Source organism: Pseudomonas sp. MF6755, assembly GCF_016405635.1.
Lineage (GTDB): Bacteria > Pseudomonadota > Gammaproteobacteria > Pseudomonadales > Pseudomonadaceae > Aquipseudomonas > Aquipseudomonas haemolytica.
This window is the reverse complement of the sequence record NZ_JAEKDA010000016.1, coordinates 105518-121035: the sequence shown is the minus strand read 5'-3', so window position 1 is coordinate 121035 and position 15518 is coordinate 105518. Positions and strand designations below refer to the sequence as shown.

The following is a 15518-nucleotide window of genomic DNA, read 5'->3' as shown; positions in this document are numbered from 1 at the left end:
AATCATGGCGGCTTCGGTGGTGTGCTGCGGGTCGCCGTGCCCTTCCTGAATCCTCGATCCCCCGCCATGAACGCTTCCAGCATATGCGGGATCAGCGTCGCCGCATCAACGGCCTCGCCATACGCCTGCGCGTGTAGCGCGGCGTAGCGGTCGAGGTCGACTTTCAAGCTGGTCGGGCAAACGAAAGTCAGCTTGGTGCTCTCGGTCTTCGGCAGCGGGCCGAGCCGCAGCTTCTTGGTCGTGCTCATCGTGAAGTCCCCCGGTTGAAGAACAGCGGCTGGTACGGCCGCAGCACCAGATCCCGGTTGACGATGATGCGAACCGGCAGGCCCGGCCGTTGCGTTAAGGTCGGCTGGATGTTGAGGTTGCGCCGGGTCATCTCCTGGCCGACCTGATTGATGCTGTCCTGCGCGCTGTCGCGCCCAGCGATGATGACGCGATCACCATCCTGCCGGTTCTCCGGCGCGGCCAGCTCGGCACCGACGCCCAGCAGCGTGGTGAGTGCCGCACCGGCAAAGATGCGGCCCCAGTGGTAGTCCACATCGTCCTCCAGCCCGGCATAGCCGGCTGGGTCGGTGCCGGCCAGGTTGTCGAGCGTGAGCGAAGACGTGTCCGGCAGGATGATCCGGTTCCAGACGACTTGAACGCGGCTCTGCCCGTAGCTGACCTGGCTGTTGTATTTGCCCAGGATGCGCGAACCCTGCGGAATCAGCAGGAAGCGCCCGGTGGCTGTGTCATAGACCGGCTCCGTCACCGTGGCGATCACGTCGCCGGGCAAGTCCGACTTGATGCCCGTCACCAAGGCACCTGCGACCACTGTTCCGGCCATAACCTGATACGGCGAAATTGGCAGAGTCAGATTGCCGGAATTACGGGTTTCAGTGGGGCCAGCTTTCATGAAAGCCTCTTTCTGGTCTTGCCGGTTTTGCACCGCTGTCGGGTCAGCAGGTTGGGCCGCCGTGGAGGCCGGCCCGGCCGCCAGCGGGTCAAACGCCGCATTGGCGGCGAAGCCCGGCGCAGCGGCCACCTGTGTCTGCGCTACCGGCGCCGCATTCTGCCCACCCGAGCGGAAGAACACGGACGAGGCCGCGGCCGCCTCGGCTTCTTTTCGCAGGGCATCGTTCGGGTCGTGACCGGGGGCCGCGTAGGCAGCCGTCGCCGGTTGCTGCGACTTCACGATAGCCGGGCCAAGATCGCCCGGCAGCGGTGGCCCTAGTTCGGGAACGGCAGGCAGCAACGCCGGCGGCAGCTTGGAATAGTCCGTCGGCAGCGCATCCAGTCCTTCCGACTTTGACACGCGATCGACGTTGTAAAGCTCGGTCTGCTCGCCTGTGCTGCGTCGATGAGGTTGCAGCGACCACATCAGCGCGCCGAGCACGGCGACCGCTAGGACGCCGGCAAGGATGGCCAGCGAGCGCCGGTTCAGGCGTGTGACTGGACGCGGCTGGGCGCGCAGCGCCACTGCCTCCGGCGCCACCTTGTCCGCCTGCGGCGCGGCAAGGTCGGGAGTGTCATCCTGGCTCATGGTCAGTTCCTCCGTGCAACACCATCGGTGCGCTCGATCCGCACCACGTCGCCGCCATCGCCGCCCAGCCGCAGTTCGGCCGCGCCGAACAGGCGATCCACGACGTAGTACGGCGAGCGAAAACGGTAGTTCACCAGTTGCCCGTCGCCCTGCGCGCCGATGACAAACAGCGGCGGCAGCTCGCCCTGGGCGATGCCCGGCGGGAACTGGATATAGACCTTCTCTCCATCATCGAAGGCGCGCAGAGGCTTCCACGGCGGGTTGCTGCCCGATACCGCGTAGCGGAAGCGGATCTTGTCCAGCGACAGGCCCGTATCGACAGGCGTTGTTGCCTGCGCTGCCTGCGCCTGGCGCTGCAACGCGAGCATTCGGTCTTTCGGATAGTCCCAGGACACCGACGCCATCCATGCCCTCTCGGTCGAGGTCAGCTCCAGCAGGTAGGTGCGCCGACTGGTGGTGATGACGAGATTGGTTTTCAGACCGGAGCGGATAGGCTTGACCAGCACATTGACGCGCAGATCGGCCCCGCCGCCGCTGGACGTGTCGCCCACGATCCAGCGCACGGTATCGCCGGCGGCGACCGTTACCAGTTCCTCGCCCGGTTGAAGCGAAACCACCGTCACGCGCCCCGGCGACGCATAGACCTGATAAAGCGCGCCATCGGTGAACGGCCACACCTGAATCGCGTTGACGTAGCCCTCACGGGTAGGCGCGATACGCGCTTCTGCATTGGCACGGGAAACGCGCACCTTTTCGTCGGCCGGCTCCGGCGCAACGGGGGCCTCATCGAGTTCCGGCAGGGGCTTCAACTGCGCCGGCAGCGCCAGCGGTTCAGGGACGGCGACGACTTCGACGGGCTTGGGCGGTTCGGGCAACGGCTGGGCCAGCACCGTCTCGTCGAGCGAGATGGATGGCGGCGGCTTCCCCTGCGAGGCGCAGCCCGCGAGGGCCAGCAGCGTCAAAGGAACAACGTAAAGGCGGAAACGAAGTTTCATGGTTTGGCTCCTTCGGAAGAATCCAGTTCGCGGCTCCATGACAGGCCGTTGACGTAGATACCCAATGGGTTCTTGAGCAGGCGCTGTTCAGTACGCGGGGTTTGCAGGACGGTCGAAAGCACGGCGTTCCAGCGTTCGGTGCCGGCGGGCGCACCGTTGACATAGCGCTGCTCTGTCCAGCGCACGTTGAAAGACGTGTCGCTCGCGCGAACCACGCTGGTGATTTGCACCGTTACCGATTCCTTGCCGATGCGGGCGAATGGGTCATTGGTGCGGGCGTAGTCGTTGAGCACCGCCGCGCCCTTGTCGGTGGTGTAGTCGTAGGCATCGAGCCAGTTCTGCCGCACCACGATGGGGTCGATGGACAGCGAGCGAACCAGCGTCACGAAGCGCGCCAGGTGGTGCGCGATCTGCGCGTCGCCGGGCCGGTACGGCGTGGCGGCCTCTCCCACGGCGCGCACCTGCCCGGCTTGATCGACCTCGATGACATAGGGCGTCACGATGGACTGCGCCGAGCGCCACACCAGGCCGCCGGCCATCAACAGCGCGAGCACTAGGCAGCCGAAGGCCATCAGGCGCCAATTCTTCGCCTGCACGCGGGCGGAGCCGATACGGTCGTCCCACACCTGGGCGGCGGCTTGATACGGGGTGGCAGGCTGCGGCGTATCGGCGTAGCGCACCTGCGGTCGTTTGAATCGCATGGGTGTTCTCCTTGAAGGTTAGGTATCGGAATCCCGCAGGCTCGGGCCTTGCCCGGAGCCGCCGCCGTCGCCGCCGCGCAGCGTGTGGGCGGCAGTGGTCGCGGCATGGGTAGCCTGCTGGCGGCGGTGCATCCGCTTGGCCCAGGCCGGTTGCTGTTGCTTCTGCGAGCCTGCGGTGCCGTCTGCGGTCTGGCCGGGGCCAGCACCGTCGCTGCCGGCTTCTGTGCCGTTCCAGCCAGCGCGGAAGGAGTCGGCCACCTTCTGCCCAACAGCGGAAGCACCAGAGGTGACGCTGCGGCCTGCGGCTTGTGCGCCAGTCTTGGCGACATTGCCGAGGCCAGCCGCCGCGCCCTTGGCACCGCCGCCGGCCGCAGCGGAACCGGCCTGGAACGCCGATCGGGCACTGCCGGCCGCCGAAGTCGCGGCACGCGCACCGGCACCGGCCAGCTTTGCGGCCGCCGGGGCCATTCGTGCCCCGGCCATGACGGCGCCGCCCACGCCCGTTACGGCGGCGCCGATGGCAACGCCGGTGCCGACAGCCCCGACCGCAGCACCAGCCATCGCGCCCGCACCAAGCTGTGGCGCACCGGACACCAGGCCGGTGGCGATACCGGGGCCGAAAATGCCCAGCGCCAGCAGCGCGAGCGAGGCCAGCATCACGACCAGCGCGTGGTCGATGGATGGTTCGTCGGGATGCACCTGGAACTCGGCGAACAGGCCTGAACCGATGCCGACGATGACGGCCAGCACCAAGACCTTGATGCCTGACGACACCACGTTGCCTAGCACCTTTTCCGCGAGGAACGAGGTCTTGTTCCAGAGTGCAAACGGGATCAAGACGAAGCCGGCGAGCGTAGTCAGTTTGAACTCGATCAGCGTGATGAAAAGCTGTACGGCCAGCACGAAGAAGCAGAGGATCACCACCAGCCAGGCGATGAACAGAACCACGATAGGGTCGATGTTCACGAACACCTCGGGGAACCCAGCCATGTCCCCGATCTGTTCCAGAATCGGCGCGGCTGCGTCGATGCCGGTCTTCGCCAGCCGGCCCGGCTGAAGGAAGTTCTCCATCGTGATGGCCGAGCCGGTAGCGGTAATTCCCAAGCCGGCGAACGAGCGGAACACGATGCTCGCCAGCCAGTTGAAGTTGCCGATGATGTAGGCGAACGCGCCGACACAGAGCACCTTGCGCAGCAGCTTGGCGATCACGTCGTCGCCCTGGCCGGTGGCGTGGCTCATGGCCCAATACAGGCCAGCGATCGTCATGTCGATGACGATGAGCGTGGCGGTGAGAAATGCCACTTCGCCCTGCAATAAGCCGAAGCCCGAGTCGATGTAGCGCGAGAACGTATCGAGGAAACGGTCGATGATGGTCACGTCGTTCATGGCGAATCCTCGGGCGGAGTGAGCGGAACGGCGCCCTCTGGCAATTCATCTGCGGGCGTATCGAAGCTCGGCGGAATCGGCGGGAGTTCAGCCAGCGAGTTGTATTCATCCGGCCCGGTATGGCCGGCGAAGAAGCGCCGCCGGAAGGCTTCAGCGGCGGCGCGGCAGGCATCCTCGCCCACGGCCTGCCGGTCGGCCGCGCATTGCCCGCGCAACGCCTTGAGCCGCACCGGATCTGCGGCCAGGGCGTCGGCCAGGTTCTCGGCCGGCTGCTGGCCGCACGCGGTCAGCAGCACGGCCATCAGGACGGAAGCGCATCGCATGGCCGCCTCCGGTCAGTTGTTATAGAAGTTGACGGACTGCGGCGTGTACGGCGTGCCGGTGCCCAGAAAGCGCCGCCGCACTTCGCGGGCGCGCTCCATAGCCGCCGCTTGCCGCGCCAGTTCCAGTGAAGCGGCCCGGTCTTGCGTGATCTGGAGCTGCTGCGCCTGGATCGACTGCTTGGCCTGCAAAGCCAGGAGCTGGTTCGTCGCCTGCATCGCTTGCAGCGCGCCGGTGGCCGACTGGCTCTGGCTCACGAGATCGGCCAGCGCGCTTTCGTCTTGGGCGAGGTTCTGCGACACCTGCGCCTGCATCCGCATCGCGGTGTGCAAGCCGTTCAAGGTGTTCTGCCAGCGTTCGCGGGCGTCCTGTGCCATGCGGTCGCCGCTGATGGTGGCGGCGTACTGTTCCGGGTACAGGCGGGCGAACGTGGCATCCATGCTCTGCACGTCGTAGGCCAAGCCGCGCGCCTCGGCGATCAGGCGCTCGGTGGTGGCGAGCGTCGAGCGCAGGCGGTTGACGATGTTGAAGTCGAGATTTGCCAGGTTCCTGGCCTGGTTCATCAACATCTGCGCCTCGTTCTGAAGCTGGTTGATCTGGTTGTTGATCTGTTCCAGCGTGCGCACGGCGGTCAGCGTGTTCTGCACGAAGTTGGACGGGTCGAACACCGTCAGCGCGGATGCGGGCTGCACGGCCAGCAGCGATACCGACAGCACGGCAGCGAGTGAGACAGAGAGCAAACGGGGCTTGGTCTTCATGGTGAAACCTCCAGCGGTTGAGAAGCGAGAAAGGAAGCTGCCGCCGGAGCGGACGGCAGCAGGTCGGCGGCCCAGCCGAGGCCGCGATGGCGCAGCCACGCGCCGGCGAAGCCGGGAGCGCCGGCCTGCGTCAGCACGCGGTCAATATCGCGTTGGTCTTGAGGGGTGGATGCGCCCGCGAATGCGAGCGCGACAGGCCCCAGGTCGAGGTCGAACAGGCGATTGCCGAGGCGCGACTGGTAGTAGTAATCGCGCTTGGGCTGTGCGGTCGCCACGATCTCAATCTGGCGGCTGTTCAAGCCGAAGCCTTCGTAGATCGTGCGAATCTGCGGCTCGGTGGCCTGCGGGTTAGGTAAGAAGATCCTGCTCGCGCAGCTTTCGATGATGGCTGGCGCGATGGTCGAGTCCTTGATGTCGGCCAGCGACTGCGTGGCAAAGATGACGCTGACGTTCTTTTTTCTGAGCGTCTTGAGCCATTGCCGGATGCGGGCCGCGAAGGACGGCTCATCGAGGAACAGCCACGCTTCATCGAGGATCAGCAGCGTGGGCGCGCCGTCAAAACGTTCGTCGAAGCGGGCGAACAGGTAGCGCAGCACTGCTTGCACGGCGGCGGGGCTGTGCATCAGTTCTTCCATCTCAAAGCCCTGCACGTCGGCCATGCCCAGCCGGTCGTGGTCAGCGTCCAGCAGCTTGCCGTGGGCGCCGCCCAACACATAGGGCGCGAGCGCTTGGCGCAGCGCGTTGGACTGCAATAACACCGACAAGCCGGTCATGGTGCGCTGCTCCACTGGCGCACCGGCAAGGCTTCGCAGCGCCGACCAAATGGCAGCCTTCTCGTCCGGGCCGACCGTCACGCCTTCGTGCAGCAGCCGGCCCTCCACCCATTCGGCGGCCCAGGTGCGGTAGCCCTCGTGGGCTATTCGCGCGAGTGGCTGGAAGGCGATGCCGCCATCGGCACCGAGGTCGTAGTGCTCACCGCCAAGGCCGAGGATGGTGGCGCGCATCGAGCGCCCCATGTCGAAGGCGAAGATCCGCGAGCCGAAGTAGCGCCGGAACTGCATGGCCAATATGGCGAGCAGCACCGACTTGCCCATGCCGGTCGGCCCGGCGACAAGGGTGTGCCCCACGTCGCCGATGTGCGTCACCAGCCGGAACGGCGTCGCGCCATCGGTGCGGGTGACGATCAGCGGCGGGCCATCGAGGTGTTCGTTCTTCTCCGGCCCAGCCCATACCGCTGACATCGGCATCATGTGCGCCAGGTTCAGCGTCGAAACGATGGGCTGACGCACGTTCGCGTATGCGTTGCCGGGGACGGACGACAGCCAGGCATCGACTGCGTTGAGGGTTTCGGGGATGGTCACGAAACCCCGGCCCTGGATGACGCGCTCCACCATGCGCAGCTTCTCGTCGGCCACGGCCGGGTCGGCGTCGAGCACCGTCACCGTGGCGGTGAGGTAGCCGAAGGCGACTTGATCGCTGCCCAGCTCCTGCAAGGCGGCATCGGCGTCGGCGGCCTTGTTGCTGGCATCGGTATCGACCAGCGGGCTTTCCTGCTGAAAGATCGTTTCGCGCAGCAGCGCGATGACGTTCTTGCGCTTGGCGAACCATTGGCGCCGCAAGCGCCCCAATTCCCGTTCCGCCTCGGCTTTGTCCAGGCACAGGAAGCGCGTACTCCAGCGATACGCAAAGCCCAGGCGGTTGAGGTCGTCCAAGATCCCCGGCCAGGTCGAGGTCGGGAAGCCTCGTACCGACACCACGCGCAGGTGCTGATCGCCCAGCATGGGCGCCAGGCCGCCGACCAGCGCGGCATCGGCCAGCAGTGCGTCGATATGGAACGGCACGTCGGGCACGCCGACGCGATAGCGCCGCGTGGAGACTGTGGCATGCAGGTAGGTCAGCGTCTGGCTATCGTCCAGCCAGGCAATCTCCGGCATCACACCATCGAGCAGGTCGAACACGCGATCGGTCTCTGCCACGAAGGAATCAAGCCGACCACGCCAGTCCACACCCTCAGTGGGCCGGTTCTCGTACAGCATCCCAGCCGCACGGGCGCGAGACTCTTGCGGCGGTAGGTGTTGCAACGTGAAGTGATAGACGCTCTCGAAATGGCCATCCGACTCCTCGAACGCCGCGCGTCGCTCCTCATCCACCAGCCAGGACAGTGGTTCGGGAAAGGAGGATTGCGGATAGCTCGATGCCCGCATCCGCTCGGCCTCGATATAGAAGGCCCAGCCAGACCCGGTACGGCGAAGCGCGTTGTTCTGCCGCGCCGACGTGGCAATCAGCTCGCCCTGTGTCGCACTGTCCAAGTCGGGGCCGCGAAACTGGAACGTGCGTTGAAACGAACCATCTTTGTTCAGCACAACGCCCGGCGCGACCAGCCCGGCCCAGGGCAGCCAGTCGGCAAGCAAGGCCGGGCGCTGACGATATTCGGCAAGGTTCAGCATGGCGTCCTCCCCTCACACGTCCAGAAGCGGGCGGTGTTTGATATGCCGCGCGAAGACCTGCATGAACTGCGGATCGACGCGCGCACCCCATACGGCCAGCGAGTGGCCGACGATCCAGAGCACCACGCCGGGAATCCACAGTTGCAGGCCCAGCCCGACGGCGGCGGCTAGCGTGCCGTTGGCAATCGCCACGGTGCGCGGCGCACCGCCCAGCAGGATCGGCTCGGTCAGCGAGCGATGCAGCGGCACTTCAAAGCCCGGAAGATCGGTGGCCTTACTCATACGACGGCCCCTCCGGAGAAGCTGAAGAACGACAGGAAGAACGAGGACGCGGCGAACGCGATGGACAGGCCGAACACGATCTGGATCAGCTTGCGAAAGCCGCCGCTGGTATCACCGAACGCCAGCGCAAGCCCCGTCGAGATGATGATGATCACCGCCACGATCCGGGCGACTGGCCCTTGGATGGATTCGAGGATGGAGGTCAGCGGCCCTTCCCACGGCATCGAGGAACCGGCGGCCTGCGCCGTGCCCGCCAGCAACAGCATCAGCGCGGCCAGCAGCAGCCCTTGCCCTGCGGGACGGGCCAGGTGGCGCAGCCGCGCCATGCTGGACAGGCGAGAAATAGGATTTACGGAAAGACGGAAAGCATCAACGTGCGTCATGGCAGTTCTCCAGGTTGGTCAGGGGTCGAGGAAGGCGCAGCGGCAGCGGCTGCAAGAGGAACCGGCGGCAGCTCGGGAAACGGCGTTTCCAGCGCATCTGTCAGGCGATAGCCCGCACCGTCGAAGCCGACGACACGGGAGATGGTTTCGACGTGACGTTTGCGGCCACGGCCTGCGATGTGAATCACCACGTTGACCGCCTCGGCGATCAGGGCGCGGGGCGGATTCACTGCCACTTCGAGGATCAGTTGCTCCAGACGCAGCAGTGCGCCCAAGGCGGAGCCGGCATGGATGGTGGCAATGCCGCCGGGGTGGCCGGTGCCCCAGACCTTCACCAAGTCCAGGGCTTCGCCGCCACGCACTTCGCCGACGATCACGCGGTCAGGCCGCAGGCGCATCGTGGCCCGCACCAGCTCGGTCATTGTGACGACGCCGGCGCGGGTGCGCAGCGGCACATGGTCGCGGGCCGCGCATTGCAGCTCGATGGTGTCTTCGAGCACCAGCACGCGGTCGCCTGTGGCGGCGATCTCGGCCAGCAGCGCGTTCGCCAGCGTGGTCTTGCCGGTGCTGGTGCCGCCGGCGATCAGGATGTTCTGCCGCTCGCGCACGGCGCGGCGCAGGAACTCGGCCTGCCCGGCGGTCAGGATGCCGTCGGCCACGTAGCGATCCAGGCCGATGATGCTCACGGCCCGCTTGCGTAGCGCGAAGGCTGGCCCCGGGGCGGCCGGAGGCAGGATGCCCTCGAAACGCTCGCCGGTTTCCGGCAACTCGGCGGTCAAGAGCGGCTGGCCGCGATGCACCTCCGCGCCGACATGCGCGGCGACCAGGCGGATGATGCGTTCACCATCGGCCTCGGGCATCTCCACGCCCAGCGGCGAGCGACCCGACGACAGCCGATCCACCCACAGGGTGCGATCGGGGTTGAGCATGATTTCCACAACATCCGGATCTTCGAGCGCAGCGGCGATCAGCGGCCCCATCGCCGTGCGCAGCATCTGGATGCGGCGATCCTGGGACGCCGCGGCGGATGAGCGAGATTCAGGCGGAATCTGCGGAACGGCACTCATGACGCACGCTCTGCAGCTCGCTCATCGGCGGACGCCATCGCTGCTGCGTCATCCATCCGCATCGGATCGGGGTGCAGTTCCTCCACCACGTCGCGCACCAGACTGCGGCCACGCAGCAGGTGGCGACCCAACTGCTCGACGAACTGCTCGAAGCGCGCTTTGCCCTGGGCGCGGGCCGCGTCCTTGTGGGCTTCTGGCACCGGCGTGCTGATGGTCAAGAAATAGCGGATGAACAGCGCCAGCGTTTCGATCTGGATGTTCTGGTCGCGCTCCATGCGTTCGGTCTGCCGCGACAGTCGATCCAGCCGCTTGGCAATGGCGGCCTCACGCTGGTCGCCCGCATCGGGTGACAGCCAGGACGCCAAGGCCGCTGCGACGATGGAGGACTTGGACACGCCTTTCTTGGCGGCAAGTTCATCCAGGCGCTTGGCGTGCTCGGGCTGGATGAAAAGATTGAGGCGGTATTGGCTCATAGGTCGATTCCGTCGTTGGGGTCGAGAGAAGCCAGCCGGGCCGTGCGCTGCATGGCCGGGTCGAGCTGGCCGGGAAGCGGGAGCGCCAGGTCGTCGTCATCGAGCAGCTCCAGGTCGTTCGCACACGCGTCCAACTCGGGCTCGTAGGCGACGGTTTCGGAGAGTTCGAGCTGGCGGCGCGGGCCGCCGTCATCGGTGCCGCCCGGACCATCGGCGGATACCGAGGTCGGCGCCGTAGGTACGGCCGGGATCGCCAAGCCGCTCCAGTCGTCGGGGCGGGCTGGCGGCGCGTCGGCGTACCTCCCGACTGCGAGCACGGGCGGTGGCAGGACGCGATCCTTGAAATTGGCGTCGACGTAGTAACGCAGCTTCTTCGCGCGGATCGGGGCAACGCTGGACACCATGACTACGGCGTCCTCAGGTGGAAGCTGCATCACCTCGCCGGGCGTCAGCAGCGGACGTGCAGTTTCCTGACGCGACACCATCAGGTGCCCCAGCCACGGAGCGAGGCGGTGGCCCGCGTAGTTGCGCTGCGCGCGAAGCTCGGTGGCGGTGCCGAGGGTTTCGGAAATCCTTTTCGCCGTCCTTTCGTCGTTGGTGGCGAAAGTCACCCGGACATGGCAGTTGTCGAGGATGGAATGGTTCTGCCCATACGCCTTGTCGATCTGGTTCAGGCTTTGAGCGATGAGAAAGCTGCGGATGCCGTAGCCGGCCATGAAGGCAAGCGCGGACTCGAAAAAATCGAGGCGACCCAGCGCCGGAAACTCGTCCAGCATCAGCAGCAGCTTGTGCCGGCGCGCGATGCCATCGCTGCCGTCGAGCGATTCGGTCAGCCGCCGCCCGATCTGGTTCAAGATGAGCCGGATCAGCGGCTTGGTGCGGCTTATGTCGGAGGGCGGCACCACCAGATAGAGCGATACCGGGTGCTCGGCGGAAATCAGGTCGGCGATGCGCCAATCGCAGCGCGATGTGACTTCGGCCACGGTCGGGTCGCGGTACAGGCCGAGAAACGACATGGCGGTGGAGAGCACGCCCGATCGCTCGTTGTCCGACTTGTTGAGCACTTCGCGGGCAGCGGATGCGACAACCGGGTGAGGCGCATCGCCCAGGTGCTTCGTCGTCATCATCCGGTGCAGCGTCAGCTCGAACGGACACGCCGGGTCGCTGAGGAAGTTGGCGACGCCGCGCAGCGTCTTGTCCTCGCCTGCGTACAGAACATGCAAGATTGCACCGACCAGTAGCGCGTGGCTGGTCTTCTCCCAATGATTGCGCTTCTCTAACGCACCTTCAGGGTCAACCAGAATGTCGGCGATGTTCTGCACGTCGCGCACTTCATGTGCGCCGCGCCGGACTTCAAGCAGCGGGTTGTAGGCGGCCGACTGCCTATCGGTGGGGTTGAAAAGCAGGCAGTGCGAAAAGCGCGAACGCCAGCCCGCCGTGATCTTCCAGTTCTCTCCCTTAATGTCGTGAATGACGGCGGACGCCGGCCACGAAAGCAACGTAGGCACCACCAAGCCCACGCCCTTGCCCGAGCGCGTGGGTGCGAAGCTCAGGACATGTTCCGGCCCCTCATGTCGGAGGTATTGGTCGTCGTGTTGGCCGAGGAAGACGCCCGCCGGGAGGGTCAGTCCAGCTTTGCGGATGTCGACGGCATCGGCCCAGCGTGCCGAACCATAAGTCGTAACCAGCCGCGACTGCCGAGAACGCCATACCGACATGGCGATGGCGACGAGTAAAGCGAACAAACCGCTACCACCCGCAATCGCACCGCCTGTGTCGAAGACGTGCGGCGCGTAGGCATCAAAGAAGAACCACCATTCGAACAAGCGCCACGGGTGATAAACCGGTACACCTAGAAGATCGAACCAGGGCGATCCGAGGCGTACTTGATAGCCAAGGGTCGCTGCTGTCCATTGTGTGGCGCCCCAGACGCCGGCGATCACGATGCCGATTACCACAGCGATCTGGCCGAACAGAACGTTCGTCCCTTGCATGACCTGTCCTCCGATTTCTCCTGCGCTGGTGTCTCATTGAAAGCGTTGCACAGGGGGTGTCGCAGGCGTCAGGATCGGTTCTGGGCTAGTGCCGGTCAAAGACCGTTCGCAGCACAATGGTCGAGGGAAAAGAAAGAATGAGCGCGGTGGCGAGTCAAAGAAAAGCGCCGCAAGCGAAAGCGCACTGCGGCGCATACAGAGTTCCAAGCAAGTTACCCAAAAAAAGCCGTCAATGGGCCTTGCTTCCACTCATAGGCAATATTTAGATATCATGAAAAACGATGATATTTAAGATTGGAATAAAAATGAAAAATATCAAGAGTATGGATCTCAACTTGCTCAAGGCGCTGGACGCATTGTTAGACGAACGCAATGTGACACGGGCGGCGGCCCGTCTGGGACTAACCCAGCCGGCCTTGAGTGGCATGCTGACGCGGTTGCGCGAGAGCTTCGGTGACCCGCTTTTCGCGCGCTCGCAGCGGGGTATCGTTCCAACGCAGCGGGCGCTGGATCTAGGGATGCCTGTCAAGCAGGTGCTCGCCGAAATCGACGCGCTGCTCCAGCCACCTTCCTTCAATCCGGCCACCGCACAACTGACCTTCTCCATCGCCGCGACGGACTATGCGCTGCGTGCCGTTGCTGTCCCATTTCTATCGGCACTTAAACGGCACGCACCGCGTGTACGAGTCTCATTAGTGCCAGTCGAGAGCGGGCAGCTACAGAACCAGCTTGAGCGCGGTCAGATCGATTTAGCCCTCCTGACGCCAGAGATCACTCCGCCAAATCTGCATGCCCGAGAGCTGTTCAAGGAACACTATGTGTGTGTCCTGCGGGAAGACCATCCTGCGGCTATGGGGCGCAAGCTGACCGTTAAACAGTTCTGTGCTCTCGACCATGCGCTTGTTTCCTACGATGGTGGAGGTTTCCGCGGCGTCACCGACGATGCGCTAGAACAGTTGGGCAAACGACGCAGCGTCACACTGTCGGTCAAGAGCTTTCTGATCTTGCCAGACATCCTGCGTGCCAGTGACATGGTTGCGATCTTGCCGAGCCGCTTGGTCGCCGGTATGGACAAGCTGGCTATCTCCCTGCCGCCGGTGAAGATACCGGGGTTCACCAAGACGGCTGCTTGGCACGAACGCACCCATCACGATCCAGCACATCGCTGGATACGAGCACTGCTGTTCACTTCCTGTGCTAACAACAAGTAGGCAAGATCGCTCCTATCGTCATGCTCAGCACAACTCTACCTCGCACTACAAATAAGCAATCAGTCGGCTCAATTGGAGACGCGCCCTTTCGTAGCGCCGCTGCGAGATAGCCTAGTCGGTGGATGGCAGAACCTAGGCCTTGATATCATATTTTATGATATCAAAAATAGAAACTTAGGATTTCACTTATTGCAGATGGAGGCTCATGATTTGCTCCATGACCACTTGAATGACGCAGCCACCCCTGTTGCGTCATCGACATTTTGTGAAGGAGCTTCGATATGAGCAAGCAACAGAACGCCATCCTCTGGCCCGAAGGCTACACGCCGGGCTTTACTGAGAATTTCGCCTCCAATGAGATCATCGCCGCCGGCTTGAGCGCGGCCGACGTATGGCCTCTACTCGTCACACCATCGCTGTGGCCAAGCTACTACGCCAACTCGGCTAACGTGTGCTTTCATGACGGCAAAGGCCCGGTACTGGCCGACGGCGATCGGTTTTACTTCGAGACCTTCGGCTTCCCGGTAGAGGGGCAGTGCAACGAATACGTGCCACCTGCGGATGGGCAACCCGGCCGCGTGGCCTGGCACGGCTGGTCCGGCGAGGAAGGCACAGATACGCGCCTGGATGTGCATCACGCCTGGCTGGTTGAGAACCTGGACGGCAGGCGCGTGCGCATCCTCACGCAGGAAACTCAGAAGGGCAAACCGGCCGAGGAGCTGCACAACGCCAAACCCAACCCGATGATCAACGGCCATCAGGACTGGCTCGACAGCTTGGTCGAGGCAGCGCGCAAAGCCAAGCAGGCGTAGTGGTCTCCGGCCGCTTGATCCCAAGCGTCTGAACGGAGAAAACCATGATGAGAACTCCCCTCAGGATTCTGCTGGTCCTGACTTCGCAGGCAACGATGGGCGACGAACTGCTCAACCGCGAATGGTTCCGCAGTCGGACCGAAGCGAAGGTGCTGATCGAACGTTGGCGACAGTTCTACAACGAGCAGCGGCCGCATAGCGCGCATGCTTACAAACCGCCGGCGACGATCCGGCGCAACTGGATCCAATCCGATAGCATCCCCTCCGAACTCACTGCCTGACTGGCTACAAAGTTCGTACTCAGGTCACCTTGGCGCAGGCACTGAAGGTGGAGCCACCCGGAATGGGTGCTCCCACCGCCTTACGCGCACTGGCTCGAACTCTCCCGAGGCGCCGGCAAGCTCGTCACATAGCGACTAGAGAGAGGAGGTGACCGTACGAGTTCCCAGCGCCCGATCCACTCTGGGAGCTGGGTCGCCTAGCGACTACGCTACCAATGGAGCTAGCGATCAACTCGATAACTTGAGCGTGATAACGCCCAGGATGATCAACGCCACGCCAAGGTATCGCATCAGGGAGGTTGGGTCGCCATAGAAATGAATTCCGACTAAGAAAGTTCCCGCCGCTCCGATACCCGTCCACACCGCATAAGCAGTCCCAATCGGTATCTGACGCTGAGCAAGCCATAGGAAGGCGCCGCTAATTGTCATGAAAGAGACGGCTACTGCGACCCCACTCCAACGCGATGTTGGCTCTTGCGCCATTTTCAGCCCGACCGGCCATCCGATTTCAAACAATCCAGCCAAAACAAGATAGATCCAACCCATTGCGATTCTCCTTCAAATTTTTCATATCCGGCATACATACTCCGGCATGACCACCAGCTTAGAACTTCGGCGGCTCTTTAGGCGTGGTGTGGGGCACATCGCCATCTTCGTAAAAGCGCTTTCGCGTAGCCTCGGCAACCCGGTTACATAGTTGGTCGCCCAGCATTGGTCGATCCAACTTGCATTGCTTGCGCAACTCTTTCAGACGCTCAGGATTGAGCGCTAATTCATCGACTGTCGGAAGGTTGGCTTTATCTGGTTTCCCAGATGGGCTGCAGGCTGCCAATGTCGAGGAAAGCAATATGAGAGCAATCTTCTTCATGGTTAATTTTCTTT

The 15518-nt window shown here is 63.9% G+C and carries 17 protein-coding genes and 1 pseudogene; 3 read left to right on the top strand and 15 right to left on the bottom strand.

Annotation, left to right across the window (positions count from 1 at the left end):
- Positions 1–2 precede the first annotated feature (2 nt).
- The 13 genes from JFT66_RS21650 to JFT66_RS21590 are packed head-to-tail and all read right to left on the bottom strand — an operon-like array spanning position 3 to position 12332.
- Positions 3–248 carry a DUF2274 domain-containing protein gene (locus JFT66_RS21650; protein ID WP_000108283.1) on the bottom strand — a complete coding sequence of 82 codons (246 nt, stop codon included), beginning with the start codon at positions 246–248 and terminating at the stop codon, positions 3–5.
- Positions 245–1525, bottom strand: coding sequence for a TrbI/VirB10 family protein (locus JFT66_RS21645; protein ID WP_003092274.1), 1281 nt, complete (start codon positions 1523–1525; stop codon positions 245–247). Before JFT66_RS21645 ends, JFT66_RS21650 begins: the two co-directional genes overlap by 4 nt.
- Positions 1526–1527: 2 nt before the next feature.
- Complete coding sequence (gene trbG, locus JFT66_RS21640) at positions 1528–2520, bottom strand: P-type conjugative transfer protein TrbG (RefSeq protein WP_000776560.1); 993 nt, start codon at positions 2518–2520, stop codon at positions 1528–1530.
- Complete coding sequence (trbF, locus tag JFT66_RS21635; protein ID WP_001211312.1) at positions 2517–3221, bottom strand: conjugal transfer protein TrbF; 705 nt, start codon at positions 3219–3221, stop codon at positions 2517–2519. The genes trbG and trbF overlap by 4 nt, the downstream gene beginning before the upstream one ends.
- An 18-nt stretch (positions 3222–3239) precedes the next feature.
- Positions 3240–4607, bottom strand: coding sequence for a P-type conjugative transfer protein TrbL (trbL, locus tag JFT66_RS21630; protein WP_023093366.1), 1368 nt, complete (start codon positions 4605–4607; stop codon positions 3240–3242).
- The gene (locus JFT66_RS21625) at positions 4604–4930 is read right to left on the bottom strand and encodes a hypothetical protein (RefSeq protein WP_014603538.1); all 327 of its coding nucleotides are present in this window, start codon (positions 4928–4930) and stop codon (positions 4604–4606) included. Before JFT66_RS21625 ends, trbL begins: the two co-directional genes overlap by 4 nt.
- Positions 4931–4942: 12 nt before the next feature.
- Positions 4943–5686 (bottom strand): P-type conjugative transfer protein TrbJ, encoded by a 744-nt coding sequence (trbJ, locus tag JFT66_RS21620; RefSeq protein WP_003092277.1) that lies wholly within the window; start codon positions 5684–5686, stop codon positions 4943–4945.
- Positions 5683–8133, bottom strand: coding sequence for a conjugal transfer protein TrbE (gene trbE, locus JFT66_RS21615; protein WP_000933135.1), 2451 nt, complete (start codon positions 8131–8133; stop codon positions 5683–5685). Before trbE ends, trbJ begins: the two co-directional genes overlap by 4 nt.
- 12 nt (positions 8134–8145) lie before the next feature.
- Positions 8146–8415 (bottom strand): VirB3 family type IV secretion system protein, encoded by a 270-nt coding sequence (locus JFT66_RS21610; RefSeq protein WP_003092280.1) that lies wholly within the window; start codon positions 8413–8415, stop codon positions 8146–8148.
- Positions 8412–8798 (bottom strand): TrbC/VirB2 family protein, encoded by a 387-nt coding sequence (locus tag JFT66_RS21605; protein WP_000150010.1) that lies wholly within the window; start codon positions 8796–8798, stop codon positions 8412–8414. Before JFT66_RS21605 ends, JFT66_RS21610 begins: the two co-directional genes overlap by 4 nt.
- On the bottom strand, positions 8795–9865 hold the full coding sequence (gene trbB / locus JFT66_RS21600; protein ID WP_023093367.1) for a P-type conjugative transfer ATPase TrbB: 1071 nt from the start codon (positions 9863–9865) through the stop codon (positions 8795–8797). Before trbB ends, JFT66_RS21605 begins: the two co-directional genes overlap by 4 nt.
- Entirely contained in the window at positions 9862–10338 is a 477-nt protein-coding gene (locus JFT66_RS21595; RefSeq protein ID WP_000085131.1) for a ribbon-helix-helix protein, CopG family, read from the bottom strand. Before JFT66_RS21595 ends, trbB begins: the two co-directional genes overlap by 4 nt.
- Positions 10335–12332, bottom strand: coding sequence for a conjugal transfer protein TraG (locus tag JFT66_RS21590; RefSeq protein WP_001163195.1), 1998 nt, complete (start codon positions 12330–12332; stop codon positions 10335–10337). The genes JFT66_RS21595 and JFT66_RS21590 overlap by 4 nt, the downstream gene beginning before the upstream one ends.
- Positions 12333–12637: 305 nt before the next feature.
- Between JFT66_RS21590 and JFT66_RS21585 the strand changes: the two genes are divergently transcribed.
- The 3 genes and pseudogenes from JFT66_RS21585 to JFT66_RS21575 all read left to right on the top strand — a co-directional run.
- A complete protein-coding gene (locus JFT66_RS21585) occupies positions 12638–13543 on the top strand; it encodes a LysR family transcriptional regulator (RefSeq protein WP_023093368.1) in 906 nt (301 codons plus the stop codon).
- Positions 13544–13824: 281 nt separating this feature from the next.
- Positions 13825–14355, top strand: a complete 531-nt coding sequence (locus JFT66_RS21580; RefSeq protein ID WP_000043569.1) for a hypothetical protein — start codon at positions 13825–13827, stop codon at positions 14353–14355.
- 101 nt (positions 14356–14456) lie between these two features.
- Positions 14457–14636: pseudogene (locus JFT66_RS21575) on the top strand (integrase core domain-containing protein); the annotation flags it as partial.
- 228 nt (positions 14637–14864) lie between these two features.
- Here JFT66_RS21575 and JFT66_RS21570 read toward each other — a convergent pair.
- Positions 14865–15182, bottom strand: coding sequence for a DMT family transporter (locus JFT66_RS21570; RefSeq protein ID WP_000539741.1), 318 nt, complete (start codon positions 15180–15182; stop codon positions 14865–14867).
- A 58-nt stretch (positions 15183–15240) separates the two neighbouring features.
- On the bottom strand, positions 15241–15504 hold the full coding sequence (locus JFT66_RS21565) for an EexN family lipoprotein (RefSeq protein WP_000717310.1): 264 nt from the start codon (positions 15502–15504) through the stop codon (positions 15241–15243).
- Between the last annotated feature and the right edge of the window lie 14 nt (positions 15505–15518).

Excerpts from the sequence above, each read along its gene's own strand:
- JFT66_RS21650 (WP_000108283.1), bottom strand. The coding sequence starts at position 248 with ATGAGCACGACCAAGAAGCTGCGGCTCGGCCCGCTGCCGAAGACCGAG.
- JFT66_RS21645 (WP_003092274.1), bottom strand. The coding sequence starts at position 1,525 with ATGAGCCAGGATGACACTCCCGACCTTGCCGCGCCGCAGGCGGACAAG.
- trbG (WP_000776560.1), bottom strand. The coding sequence starts at position 2,520 with ATGAAACTTCGTTTCCGCCTTTACGTTGTTCCTTTGACGCTGCTGGCC.
- trbF (WP_001211312.1), bottom strand. The coding sequence starts at position 3,221 with ATGCGATTCAAACGACCGCAGGTGCGCTACGCCGATACGCCGCAGCCT.
- trbL (WP_023093366.1), bottom strand. The coding sequence starts at position 4,607 with ATGAACGACGTGACCATCATCGACCGTTTCCTCGATACGTTCTCGCGC.
- JFT66_RS21625 (WP_014603538.1), bottom strand. The coding sequence starts at position 4,930 with ATGCGATGCGCTTCCGTCCTGATGGCCGTGCTGCTGACCGCGTGCGGC.
- trbJ (WP_003092277.1), bottom strand. The coding sequence starts at position 5,686 with ATGAAGACCAAGCCCCGTTTGCTCTCTGTCTCACTCGCTGCCGTGCTG.
- trbE (WP_000933135.1), bottom strand. The coding sequence starts at position 8,133 with ATGCTGAACCTTGCCGAATATCGTCAGCGCCCGGCCTTGCTTGCCGAC.
- JFT66_RS21610 (WP_003092280.1), bottom strand. The coding sequence starts at position 8,415 with ATGAGTAAGGCCACCGATCTTCCGGGCTTTGAAGTGCCGCTGCATCGC.
- JFT66_RS21605 (WP_000150010.1), bottom strand. The coding sequence starts at position 8,798 with ATGACGCACGTTGATGCTTTCCGTCTTTCCGTAAATCCTATTTCTCGC.
- trbB (WP_023093367.1), bottom strand. The coding sequence starts at position 9,865 with ATGAGTGCCGTTCCGCAGATTCCGCCTGAATCTCGCTCATCCGCCGCG.
- JFT66_RS21595 (WP_000085131.1), bottom strand. The coding sequence starts at position 10,338 with ATGAGCCAATACCGCCTCAATCTTTTCATCCAGCCCGAGCACGCCAAG.
- JFT66_RS21590 (WP_001163195.1), bottom strand. The coding sequence starts at position 12,332 with ATGCAAGGGACGAACGTTCTGTTCGGCCAGATCGCTGTGGTAATCGGC.
- JFT66_RS21585 (WP_023093368.1), top strand. The coding sequence starts at position 12,638 with ATGAAAAATATCAAGAGTATGGATCTCAACTTGCTCAAGGCGCTGGAC.
- JFT66_RS21580 (WP_000043569.1), top strand. The coding sequence starts at position 13,825 with ATGAGCAAGCAACAGAACGCCATCCTCTGGCCCGAAGGCTACACGCCG.
- JFT66_RS21570 (WP_000539741.1), bottom strand. The coding sequence starts at position 15,182 with ATGGGTTGGATCTATCTTGTTTTGGCTGGATTGTTTGAAATCGGATGG.
- JFT66_RS21565 (WP_000717310.1), bottom strand. The coding sequence starts at position 15,504 with ATGAAGAAGATTGCTCTCATATTGCTTTCCTCGACATTGGCAGCCTGC.